The following is a 12,284-nucleotide window of genomic DNA, read 5'->3' as shown; positions in this document are numbered from 1 at the left end:
CTAGTCGGCCACAGTCAGGCGACCGTCCACCATCTCGTAGACCTTGTCGCAGTGGCCAAGGACCTCGTGATCATGGGTGACCATCACGCCGGCCACGTTGAACTCGTGGCACTCGCGGGCGAGCAGCTCCACGATCTCCTGGGAGCGGCTGCGGTCCAGGGCAGCGGTCGGCTCGTCGACCAGCAGCACCTGCGGGTTGCCGACCAGCGCCCGGGCGATGCCCACGCGTTGGCGCTCACCACCGGAGAGGCTTCCCGGACGATGCTGGGCGCGCCGGGTCATGCCGACCTTCTCCAGCAGTTCGGCATTGGAGTACCGGCCCCGCTTGCCGATCACGCGCGCGGCCAGCTCCAGCTGCTCCTCCGCGGTCAGGGCGGAGGGCAGGCTGCCGGAGGACTGGAAGACGAAACCGATATTTTCGCGGCGGACCTTCGCCAGGCCTGCATCGTCGAGGCCGGTGATGTCCTGGCCCGCGACCTCCACGCGGCCGGAATCCGGGCTGGTCAGCGCACCTGCCACGGCGAGAAGTGTGGACTTACCGGACCCGGAAGGCCCGACGATGGCCACGAACTCGCCCGGTGCCACGGCGAGGTTCACGTGGTCGAGTGCGGTGACCTGGGAATCACCGTCGCTGTACTGGATGGTGACATCGCTGAGGTTCAGTGCGTGGCTCATCGGTTCTCTCCTAGGGCTGCGAGCGGATTGGTGCGGGTGACGCGGTAGACGGCGACGACCGCGCCGATCAGGCCCGCGAAAAACAGGATCAGGCTGCCGCCGATGACGGAGCCGAACTCGGTGGCATAAGGCATGGCGGTGCGCTCCAGCAGGCTGCCCAGCCCGACGGCGATCAGCGCGCCGGCAATGATGGACAGCGCGAGGATGCTCACGGCCTGGCCCAGGCTGTCGCGCAGCAGGAAGCCCTTGGTCGCACCCATGGCGCGCAGCGTGGCGATATTGCCCGCCCGCTGGATCGTCCAGACCAGGAAGAACGCGCCGGTGACCAGTGCCGCGATGACGAAGAGGAACCACTTGATCATCGTCAACGTCATCATCTCCGCCGTGTAGCCGGGGGAGGAGTCGAAGCTCTCCTTCAGGGTGTGGACGTCCAGTCCGGCGGCCTGCGACAGCGCTGCGGTGTCTGCCTTGTCCGCGGTCTTCGCGACGACGACGGAGGCCTCCTCGTAGGCTTCCGGTTTCACTGTCTCGCCGTGTCGAGCGCCCGCGTGGATCTCTTGCCACACGTCCAGCGGCAGGTAGGCGACGTCCACGTGGCCGAAGGTGCGCTGCCCGTCGGCGAAGCCGGTGACCTTGAGCGGGGTGTCCAGTCGGTCGATGGTGATCGTGTCCCCGACCTCGATGCCCTCCTCCGCCAGGGTGGCGGAGAGGATGACCTCGTGCGGGGTGCTGGTCTGGTCACCGCGGTCGGTGGCCGGGCTCATGGCGGGCAGGCCGGGTGGGGCGATGAAGGAGTCGGGCTGCACGCCGAGGAGGGTCAGGTCCACGGCGGTGCCGTCCTGGTTGTGGGCGTTGGCGATGGTCAGCCCGAGTGGGGCGGTGTCGGTGACGCCGTCGATCTCGGCCATCTTTTCGGCGTCGTCGACGTCGACGATGGAGCGGGTGAACGCGGAGTCCGTTTGGGTGCCGCGTTCGAAGGCGATGACGTCCGCGTCCAAGGCCTTGAGGCCGGAGACGCCGTCGTTGACGAGGCCGGCGGTGAGGCCGGAGATGATGACGACGAGCAGGGACATCAGCCCGAGGACGACGCCCATCAGTAGGAATCGGGTCCGAGCGAACAGCATTTCGCGCCAGGCTAGGAACATGGGAAAACCTTCTGCGTATTTGGGAACTAGTGCGCGGCGGTAAACCGCGAAGAAATTAAGCGGAAAAGCCGCTGGAAGCTAACTTAGCAACACCGTGTTGCCAACATGAAAACAAGGCGTTGCCAAGATGGGGAAAGGGGCAGGTCAGTGGCGATTTTGAAGGGACGGGGGCGTCGGCGAGGATGGTGCCAAAGTGACGGCAGTGACCCGCCGTGCCGTTGCTGTGTCTCAGCTAGGAGTTGGCTGGCAATTGGATCTGCGCGCCAGATGTACGACAATGAAAAATCGCGAAGTGGCACGAAGCTGCGCGACGTGCAGAACAATAGAGTTTCCAACGCAAAACCAAGGGATGGGTAGATGCTGAAGAAGAAGATGTCGAAAATGCTCGCCGGGCTCGCCGCCGTCGTGATGGCCGGCAGTGCAGTCACCGCAACGGCCCCAGCCGCCGACGCCGCGCCGCGCAACGTCGTCCTCTTCGGCGACTCCATGTGGTCCAACGGCACCGGCACCTTCCCATCCCAGATGGCGGAGTTCTGGCAGGGGCCGGGTAAGGTCACCGGCAACGCCCCGGCGGAGGGGCGCTGCAAGCGCGGCCAGGTCCGCGTCGCCGCGAGCCTGCAGCGCCAGACCGGCGTGAAGGTCGAGGACTACGCCTGCAACGGCGCGGTCGCCTACGCCCCATCCAACGGGGATAACAACCTCAAGCGCCAGGTGGACCAGGCCATCGGTCAGGGCAAGCTCAACGGCTCCACCCGCGCGGTCTTCATGAACATCGGCATCCTGGACAACATCAAGGCCCCGGGCCCCATCAACATCCAGACCCGCAATTTCGTCGATGGTGTGCGCCCGCAGGTCCAGCGCATCAAGCGCGCAGCCCCGAACGCCAAGGTCGCCTTCGTGGGCTACCCGCACATCGTCGATAAGTACGGCACCGGCTGCTGGATCCAGACCCACGCCCTGCAGCGCGTCGCGCTGACCATCCCGCCGGTGCGCATGGCCCAGGACGCCGCCCAGCACTGGCAGCGTGAAGCCGCGAAGGCCACCGGCGTGGGCTGGATCGACATGGAAGGCCCGACCCGCGCCAACGGCACCTGCGCGCCAGCGAACCAGCGCTACGTCTCCGGCCTGGTCGACAACACCTCGACGCCCTACAACATGACCACCCACCTCACGCAGGTTGGTAACGAGGGCGTGGCGCGCATCCTCTCCCGCCACATCTAAGGCATCACCGATAGCTCGCTGGGGCTCGCCCGCAAGGCACGGCCCCAAGCGGCTCACACAACGCGCGAGCCCGCGCACACACGCCACGGCCCGCACCGGAACTCCACAGCGAGAAAGCCGGTGCGGGCCGTGGCGTACTGTCATCGGGGGCGGGTCGTGGGGGATAATAGTGTCGATTACATATCACTATTGTCTGATCTGAAGGTTTGACCCACTCATATGACTGGACACTCCAGCAAAAACTTTGACGATACTCGCCTCGCCCGCATCATCCTGCCGAAGCGGGGCGAGCCGCGCGACGTCCGCAGCCTCTACATCGTGGAGAACGAGTCCACGACCACCGGCCGCGTCACCGCGCTGTCCCGCACCGAGTGCCGCATCCCGGCCGGCGCGGAGATCTCCTTCGAGACATACTTCAACGCCTTCCCCGCCTCCTACTGGCGCCGTTGGTCCCAGCTGGACGAGGTTCAGCTGCGCATCGAGCTGACCGGCGAGGCCCGCGTGGACATCTACCGCTCCAAGATCGACGGCTCCCGCATCGCCGTCACCGGCGCGGACGTCGACGTCGACGAGAAGGGTTACGGTACCGCGGAGTTCACCGTCTCCCTGGCCCCCTTCGAGGACGGCGGCTGGATCTGGTTCGACCTGACCTGCGAGTCCGAGACCACCGTCCACTCCGCCGGCTGGTACGCCACCAAGCCCGCCGAAGGCCAGGTCCTGCAGTCCCCGGCCGTCGTTCGCGACGCCGACACCGCGGCCGAAACCCACCTGAACCCGGGCGACAAGCTGCCTGCCGCCGAGCCGCGCGTCACCGTCGGCATCCCGACCTTCAACCGTCCGGCCGACGCCGTCGCCGCCCTCGAGGCCCTGGCCTCCGACCCGGAGGTCGGCAAGGTCATCGACGCGGTCATCATGCCCGATCAGGGCGATAAGCATCCGGCCGACGAGCCCGGCTTCCCGGCCGTCAGCGAGCACTTCGGTGAGAAGCTGCGCATCGTGCAGCAGGGCAACCTCGGTGGCTCCGGCGGCTACTCCCGCATCATGTACGAGGCCCGCCACGCCGAGCGCGGCACCACCAGCCCGTTCATCCTCTACATGGACGACGACATCCAGATCGAGCCGGACTCCGTCCTGCGCTCCCTGGCGGCCGCCCGCTACGCGCGGTCCCCGATGCTGATCGGTGGCCAGATGCTGAACCTGCAGGAGCGCAGCCACCTGCACACCATGGGTGAGGTCATCGACCGCGGCTCCTTCATGTGGACCGCAGCACCCCACACCCACTACGACCACGACTTCTACAAGCACCCGCTGCGCGACCGCGGCTCCTATGGCAAGAACGCCTCCGGCGAGGAGATCGACTCCCGGGACCTGCACCGCCGCATCGACGTCGACTACAACGGTTGGTGGATGTGCATGATCCCGCGCGTCGTCGCGGACACGATCGGCCAGCCGCTACCGCTGTTCATCAAGTGGGACGACGGCGAGTTCGGCCTGCGCGCCAAGGACGCCGGCTTCCCGACCGCCTCCTGGCCGGGCATCGCGATCTGGCACATGGCCTGGTCCGATAAGGACGACGCCATCGATTGGCAGGCTTATTTCCACCTGCGCAACCGCCTCATCGTCGCCGCCATCCAGCACGAGGGCAGCCCGCGCGGCATCATTACCTCGATGGCGAAGGCGACCGCCAAGCACCTGCTGTGCCTGGAGTACTCCACCGTCGCCATCCAGAATGAGGCGATGAAGGACTTCCTGGCAGGCCCGGAGCAGCTGTTCAGCATCCTGGACACCTCCCTGCCGCGCATCAACGCGCTGCGCAAGAGCTACCCGGATGCCGTGGTGATTCCGTCGGCTTCCGAGCTGCCTCACCCATCCGGCGGGCCGCGCAACCTCACCCGCATCCCGCTGAGCATCCCGGCGAAGGTCAAGACGCTGACTCAGGCTGTGATCAACAACGCTAAGCCGGCGGACGAGCGCCACCACGAGGTGCCGCAGGTCAGCCTGCCGCCGATCGAGGCCCGGTGGTTCAGCCTCTCCCGCGTGGACGGGGCGACCGTGACCACCGCCGATGGTCGGGGAGTGGTCTACCGCAAGCGCGACCGCGCCAAGATGCTGGAGCTGGCACGCGAGTCCATGCGCCTGCAGAAGCAGGTCGCGGAGCGCTTCGATGAGCTGCGCACCCGCTACCGCCAGGCCCACCCGTACCTGACGAGCCTCGAGGGCTGGGCTCAGATCTTCGAACCGGAATCCGAGCTGGCTAAGTCCGGGCGGGATTCCGACCTGGCGCCGAAGAAGGAGCGTGCCTAATGGTCGCGCAGGACTCCCAGGCGGCGGACCGCGTCGCAGGCGACCCGCTCGGCGAGACCCGCGTGCTGGTCGCGATCCAGAACGCGATCGGCGAGCCGGGGAGTGGTTCCAGCCTGGCCTCGGTGCAGCGCATCTCGCGTGGTATGAGCCACTTTGGGGAGCACGCTCTCGGCTGGTTCGCGGTCTCCGCCACGGGGGCTGTGGTGGATAAGCCGCGCCGGGCTGAGTGGCTGGGCGTGGGTGTCTCTGCCTTCATTGCGCACGCCGCGAGCGTGATCATCAAGCGCATCGTGCGCCGACCCCGCCCGCACGACCCTGCGATCCGCATCGGCGTGGGCACCCCGTCCAAGCTGAGCTTCCCCTCCTCGCACGCCACCAGCTCCACCGCAGCACTGGTGAGCATGGCGGACCTTAGCGGAAAGAAGGTGCCTTTGGCGGGCGTTCCCGCCATGGGCTTTTCCCGCCTAGTCTTGGGCGTGCACTACCCGAGCGACGTGATCGTCGGTACGCTTATCGGGTTGACGAGCAGCAAGGCGGTTCAGAAGACGATCGTCCCCCGCTTGAAGCGGCGGCTAAGCGGCCGCGATGCCTAGCGGGTTGAAAAGACACTTGTTTTCCACAGGGAGTGACGCGTAACAGTGAGCAATCGGGATCCAGAATCCTTCTTCGGCGGCGAGCCCCACACCTCCGGCATTGAGTCGGCAGATGCGATGGCGCGCCGCTACGAGGGCACGGAATATGACGCGTCGAAGACGAGCACCTCGGTGGAGGCGGAGAAGCTGCAGCCACCGAAGAACCTGCTCGACGGGATGATCAAGGCGCTGCGCCCGAAGCAGTGGGTGAAGAACGTCCTGGTCGTCGCAGCGCCCGTCGCGGCCGGTGGGGACGTCATCTTCCAGGGCCGCGTGCTGCTGGACATCCTCATCGCCTTCGTGGCCTTCTGCCTCGCCGCGTCCTCCATCTACCTCATCAACGACGCCCGCGACGTCGACGCCGACCGGCAGCACCCGACGAAGCGCTTCCGGCCGATCGCTGCTGGTGTGCTGCCGGTCTCGCTGGCCTACATCATGTCGGTGGTGCTCATCGCCCTGGCGGTGGGCGGGTCCTTCCTGGCCAGCTCCGGGCCTGGGCTGGCCATCGTTGTGGCCGTGTACATCGCCCTGCAGTTGGGCTATTGCTTCGGCTGGAAGCACCAGCCGGTGATCGATATCGCGCTGGTCAGCTCCGGCTTCATGCTGCGCGCGATGGCCGGTGGCGTGGCGGCTGGAGTGATCCTGTCCCAGTGGTTCCTGCTGGTCGCGGCCTTCGGTTCCCTGTTCATGGCGGCCGGTAAGCGCTACGCGGAGCTGAAACTCTCCCTGCGTTCAGGTGCGAAGATCCGCAAGTCCCTGGAAAGCTACACCCCGACCTACCTGCGCTTCGTATGGACGCTGGCCGCAACGGCCGTGGTGCTGAGCTACGCGCTCTGGGGCTTCGATCTCTCCCAGCAGGTCAGCGGTGCAGCCGCGGTGTGGTACCAGATCTCGATGGTTCCATTCACGGTGGCGATCCTGCGCTACGCTGCCGATGTGGACCGTGGCGACGGCGGAGCGCCGGATGAAATCGCGCTCAACGACCGCGCCCTGCAGGTGTTGGCGCTGGCCTGGCTGGTGACGATCGGCATCGCGGTCTACGTGGTCCCGGCCCTCTAATACCCAAGAGAGTTTTCAAAACAAAAGTTTTCATGCGAACGGCATGGCGTGTCAGATAAAGATTTGATAACGTCATGCCGTTAACTATTCGTCGTTGAGGGATTTTTCATGAACCTTAAAATGAGCTCCATGGTTATGGGTAAGCGCCTCACAGCGGTGCTGGTGGCCATTGCTACTGCGCTCGGCATGGCAACCGTTGCTGCTCCGCAGGCGTCCGCAGATACCCGTGGCGTGCTGCGCCCGGGCTGCACCTGGTCCCCGTACAAGTACTACGTGCAGGACTGCTGGGTCAGTTCGCCGTCGATGGGCCAGAAGATCAAGGTCCAGATCCAGGCTGCCTCCCGTGGCGGCAGCGCCGGCGTCTACTTCCTGGACGGTCTGCGCGCCCCAGAGCACTACAGCGACTGGGTGGAGCTGGGACACGCTCCGCGCAAGTTCGTCAACGATAATGTCACCCTGGCTATGCCGGTCGGCGGCAAGGGTCAGTTCTACACCGACTGGCAGGGTCACTGGGGCGGCACTAATGGCCCGCGTACGCCGCGCTGGGAAACCTTCCTGACCCGCGAGCTGCCGAACTACCTGGCCCGCGAGTTCGGCGTCTCTCGCACCAATAACTCCGTGGTCGGCCTGTCCATGGGCGCGATGGCCGCGATGAACCTCGCCGCGTGGCACCGCAGCCAGTTCAAGCAGGTGACCTCCATGTCTGGTTACCTGAACCCGACCTTCCCGGGCATGTACTTCGCGATGAACTACTCGATGCAGGATTCTTCCGGCCCGGGTGCTCGCGTTGAGAACATGTGGGGCCCGCCGGCCAGCCCGGCTCGCTTCCGTAATGACCCGACCCTGAATGTCGGCCGTCTGCAGGGGATGCCGATGTACCTCTCGGCTGCTCTTGGTGGCCCGACGCCGGACATTAACTTCGTGAACAACCCTGTGGTCGGGGTTAGCGCGGTCATGCTGGAGTTCTTCTCCCGCACCTCGACCCGCAAGTTCGAGATCGCTGCGCGCGGCGCTGGAATCAACCCGGTCGTCAGCTACAGCCCCGTTGGTGTTCACAACTGGAACAACTGGGGTGCTGAGCTACACAAGGCTCGCCCGCACATCCTGCGCGCACTGGGCGCTTAGTCCGGTGTGAGCCTGATGGGATTGTGTCGGCCCGCGGGTGGCTGACCGCCCAGGCTCTGTAAAAGAGGGGCGCTTCCTCGAAAGTGAGGAGGCGCCCCTTTCTTTGTGCCCGAGAAACTTTTCTGCGAGTTGCCGTCGAGTGTGCTTTACAAGCCCTAACGAAACAGTAAGCTTAAGCCTTAAGTGAAGCTTGAGGCTTTGTGGCTACTGAGGCTGGCGAGAAACCCAGGCCGAAGCGGGAGGGGAACCCGCTTCGACCGGGAGCTACCAGTCCGGATCTCGGCCTTTTTGACGTTTACAAGGACACAAGGAAGAAAAACACATGCGCATTGCTGCGAAACTCCCCCGCCCGTCCCGTATGGGGAAGGCGACGCTTGCCCTGCCGCTGGCCGCGGCCCTCGCTCTGCCGCTGATGCCAGCTGCCAACGCGCAGGATGCCGGCAGCCTGGCCGGCTCCAGTGGCCCTGGCTCCGGCACTGGCTACCTTGAGCCCCACAATGTCCCGGACCGCAAGCCGGTGCGCGTGACGGAGCAGAACCTCCCTGGCCTGCCGGCGGGCGTGTCCGTCGACAAGGTCGAGTGGATCACCGACCGCTGGGCGAACGTCTACATCAACTCCGCCGCCATGCCGGACAAGCCGGTCAAGGTCCAGATCCTGCTGGCCCGCGACTGGTACTCCAAGCCGGACCAGAAGTTCCCGACCGTCTGGGCGCTCGACGGCCTACGCGCCCGCGAGGACGAGTCCGGTTGGACCCTCTCCACGAATATCGCGAACTTCTACGCGGATAAGAACGTCAACGTCGTCCTTCCGGTCGGCGGCGAGTCCTCCTTCTACACCGACTGGCAGCAGCCGGATAAGGGCAAGCACTACAAGTGGGAGAGCTTCCTCGTCAACGAGCTCCCGGCTGTCCTGCGCGAGGGCTGGCGCAGCACCGAGGACCGCGCGATCGTCGGCCTGTCCATGGGTGGCACCGCGGCGATGAACCTCGCGCAGCGCTTCCCGAAGATGTGGAAGTTCGTCGGCTCCTTCTCCGGCTACCTGGACACCACCTCCCCGGGCATGCCGCAGGGCATCGCCTACGCCGCGCAGGACGGCGGCGGCTACGACGCGCAGAAGATGTGGGGTCCCTTCGGCTCCAAGGACTGGTACGAGCACGACCCGAAGCTGGGCGTTGGCCTGCTGAAGGACATGTCCGTGTACGTCTCCGCCGGTAACGGCACCCCGGGCAACCCGGAGGAGAACAGCCCGGCCGGCATCGGCCTGGAGGTCATGTCCCGCCTGACCACCCAGACCTTCCTCAAGGAAGCCAAGAAGAAGGGCGTGAATGTCACCGCCCACTTCCGCAACTCCGGCATTCACAACTGGCCGTACTGGCAGTTCGAGATGACCCAGGCATGGCCACAGATCGCCGACGCGCTCTCCCTCTCCAAGGATGACCGTGGCGCGCAGTGTGCTGCCGGCGGTGCGATCGGCGATGCACTGAAGGCTGCCCCGCAGATCGGCGCCCAGGTCGGCGCCTGCGTCTCCGGTGAGTACGACGCCGCCCGCGGCGGGAAGGTCCAGGACTACCGCTCCGGTCGCGCCTACTGGCACCCGGACACCGGCGCCCACTTCCTATGGGGCCGCATCGGTGCACGCTACGTGGAGATGGGCGCAACCCACTCCTGGCTCGGCTACCCGAAGAGCGAGGAGATCACGATCTCCAACGGCCGCGGCCGCTTCGTCCAGTTCGAGCACGGCAACATCTACTGGACCCACGAGACCGGTGCCTACGCGGTGAAGAAGGACATCATGCGCACTTGGGGCGAGAAGGGCTACGAGAACGGCCCACTCGGCTACCCAGTGGCGAACGCCGAGAAGGTCGGCGACGGCTGGGTGCAGCGCTTCCAGAACGGTGTCATCACCCGCGACAAGGACGGCAAGACCCAGTACGTCCAGGGCGAGATCGCCAAGAAGTACATGGCTGCCAAGGGGCCGGAGTCCAAGCTGGGCTTCCCGGTCACCGGAGAGATGGACCTGCCGAACGGCAAGGGTAAGTTCTCCGAGTTCACCGGCGGCTTCATCTACTGGTCCCCGAAGACTGGCGCTCACATCATCTACAAGGGCGCGATCTTCGACGCCTGGGGTAAGGAGGGGTACGAGCAGGGCAAGTACGGCCTGCCGATCGCTGACCAGACCGCGATCCCAGCTGGCGGCGAGGTTGTGAAGTTCCAGGGTGGCGAGATCCAGCAGGTCAACGGCAAGATCGTCAAGAAGTAACACTCGCCCATAGGGCGGGGCCGGGAAGGCAAAACCCCGGCAGACCGGGCACCGGGAGGGGCGGCGCGTACGCCAGTACTCTCCCCGGTGCCCGGTATCGTTTTAACTAGCAATCCGTTCACCGCGCCTGGCTACTAGCCCCAGCCCCCGGCGGGGTCGTAATATGGCTGACCCGCCGAATTCCGGCGCCAATGGAAAGGAAGCGCACTGTGCGAAAGACCAGCCTCCCAACGATGCGGCGGCCGCTGGCCATCCTGGCGAGCCTGACCCTCCTCGGCGCGGCCAGCGCATGCGGCACGGGCAGCACCGTCGACAACTCGGAGCAGGCCGATAACACCGCCGTGCCGAGCGTCTCCGCATCCGCGAAGCCGGATAAGGGCGACGATAAGGGCAAGAACAAGGACGACTCCAAGGACGAGGGCGCGTCCTCCGGCGACCACGGTGCAACCGGCAAGGGCGCGCAGGACGGCGCCGTTGAGGAAGTCGAGGACGTCCCCGAGGGAGACGACCGCAGCGAGGAGGAGGAGCACTTCCTGGCGGCCCTGGAGAAGTCCGGCGTGCATTTCGACAAGGTGGACGATGCGGACCGCAACGCTGTCGAGTCGCAGATCATCGCCGCCGGCTACCACCACTGCCGCGAATCGGATACCCCGCTGATCGGGGTCGCGGCCGGCCAGATGCTCGCCCAGGGGCTCGTCGACCCACCAAAGGGGGACGACGCCCTCACCCAGAAGTTCGAATCCATGATGAAGGATCTGCGCACCGCCGCGGATGAAAACCTCTGCCGCTAAGCGCGGCCGGGAGGAAAGAAGAATAATGCGTAAGCCAATCGGCAAAACCGTGACGATCATCGGCCTGGTGGTGCTCCTGGTGCTCATCATCGCCGGGATCGGCTCCTGGCTGGGCACCGATGGGAAGGGTGGCTTCGGCGGCCCCGGCTCCCACGAGGGCTCCGGGAAGCCGGGCCGCGAGGCGAGCCCGAACCCGCCGGGCTGCGTGGACTACGAAGTCATCGCCCTGCCCGGTACCTGGGAATCCAAGGCGGACGACGACCCGGTGAATCCGACGGCCAACCCCCGATCCCTGCTGCTGCACGTCACCCGACCGCTGCAGGAGCAGACTGACCCGGAGCGCGTGAAGATCCACACGGTGCCCTACACCGCGCAGTTTAGGAACTTCAACGCGCAGCACGAGATGAGCTACGACGACTCCCGCAAGCAGGGCCTGGGGCGTGCTGTCGGGGAGATTCAGGCGACGCACGAGAAGTGCCCGGCCACGAAGTTCGTCCTCGTCGGGTTCAGCCAGGGTGCGGTCATCGCCGGCGACCTGGCGTCGAATATCGGTAATTACCGCGGCCCGGTGGACCCGTCCCTGATCGCCGGCGTCGCGCTGATTGCGGATGGTCGACAGGAGCCGCAGCACGGCGAGCTCGTGGGAAATAAGAAGAACACCGGCATCGGCGCGGAGGTTGCGCTCCATGCTGTCAACGCCCTCGTGCAGCCCATCGTGCCAGGGGCGACGATGCGCGGCGGGCGCCCGGATGGCTTCGGCGAGCTCAACGACCGCGTGAAGAACTTCTGCGCTGCAGGCGACACTGTCTGCGACGCGCCGCCGACGATCGGCAACGCGGTGTCCCGGGCGAAGGAGCTGGTGGGATCCAACGGCATCCACGCGCACTACGACACGAACCGCGACGTCGTTGACGGGATGACTGCGCCGGAGTGGATCACCAATTGGGTGCGCGACCTCGTTCAACAGCCCATCTAAAACTTCAGACACGAACCCTGAAGTAGTGCATTCAGCACCTAAATAGTTTAGGGTACAAAACAGCAATTTCTGAGCTTTAGGAAGGGACTAGGTGGT

10 protein-coding genes are annotated in these 12,284 nt (G+C 65.7%); 8 read left to right on the top strand and 2 right to left on the bottom strand.

From position 1 onward, the window contains the following. Both QP413_RS04750 and QP413_RS04745 read right to left on the bottom strand, forming a co-directional pair. The gene (locus QP413_RS04750) at positions 1–675 is read right to left on the bottom strand and encodes an ABC transporter ATP-binding protein (RefSeq protein WP_284780862.1); all 675 of its coding nucleotides are present in this window, start codon (positions 673–675) and stop codon (positions 1–3) included. Beyond that, entirely contained in the window at positions 672–1,820 is a 1,149-nt protein-coding gene (locus QP413_RS04745; RefSeq protein ID WP_284780860.1) for an FtsX-like permease family protein, read from the bottom strand. The genes QP413_RS04750 and QP413_RS04745 overlap by 4 nt, the downstream gene beginning before the upstream one ends. A gap of 357 nt (positions 1,821–2,177) precedes the next feature. Between QP413_RS04745 and QP413_RS04740 the strand changes: the two genes are divergently transcribed. From QP413_RS04740 to QP413_RS04705, 8 genes are all read left to right on the top strand, one after another. Beyond that, positions 2,178–3,041: a GDSL-type esterase/lipase family protein gene (locus tag QP413_RS04740; RefSeq protein ID WP_284780859.1), complete on the top strand. Its 864-nt coding sequence runs from the start codon at positions 2,178–2,180 to the stop codon at positions 3,039–3,041. A 219-nt stretch (positions 3,042–3,260) separates the two neighbouring features. Further along, entirely contained in the window at positions 3,261–5,345 is a 2,085-nt protein-coding gene (locus QP413_RS04735) for a glycosyltransferase (protein WP_284780857.1), read from the top strand. Continuing rightward, positions 5,345–5,938, top strand: coding sequence for a phosphatase PAP2 family protein (locus QP413_RS04730; protein WP_148811518.1), 594 nt, complete (start codon positions 5,345–5,347; stop codon positions 5,936–5,938). The genes QP413_RS04735 and QP413_RS04730 overlap by 1 nt, the downstream gene beginning before the upstream one ends. Positions 5,939–5,983: 45 nt before the next feature. Next, a complete protein-coding gene (locus QP413_RS04725) occupies positions 5,984–7,036 on the top strand; it encodes a decaprenyl-phosphate phosphoribosyltransferase (RefSeq protein WP_148811519.1) in 1,053 nt (350 codons plus the stop codon). Between the two features lie 129 nt (positions 7,037–7,165). Beyond that, positions 7,166–8,161 (top strand): alpha/beta hydrolase family protein, encoded by a 996-nt coding sequence (locus QP413_RS04720; protein WP_284780855.1) that lies wholly within the window; start codon positions 7,166–7,168, stop codon positions 8,159–8,161. A 322-nt stretch (positions 8,162–8,483) separates the two neighbouring features. Further along, entirely contained in the window at positions 8,484–10,421 is a 1,938-nt protein-coding gene (locus QP413_RS04715) for an alpha/beta hydrolase-fold protein (protein WP_284780854.1), read from the top strand. Between the two features lie 209 nt (positions 10,422–10,630). Then, a complete protein-coding gene (locus QP413_RS04710) occupies positions 10,631–11,212 on the top strand; it encodes a hypothetical protein (protein ID WP_284780852.1) in 582 nt (193 codons plus the stop codon). A 25-nt stretch (positions 11,213–11,237) separates the two neighbouring features. Beyond that, complete coding sequence (locus QP413_RS04705) at positions 11,238–12,188, top strand: cutinase family protein (RefSeq protein WP_284780851.1); 951 nt, start codon at positions 11,238–11,240, stop codon at positions 12,186–12,188. Positions 12,189–12,284: the final 96 nt, after the last annotated feature.

The sequence above is a fragment of the Corynebacterium sp. UMB4614 genome, assembly GCF_030217065.1.
Classification (GTDB): Bacteria; Actinomycetota; Actinomycetes; order Mycobacteriales; family Mycobacteriaceae; genus Corynebacterium.
This window is presented reverse-complemented; position numbering and strand designations above follow the sequence as displayed.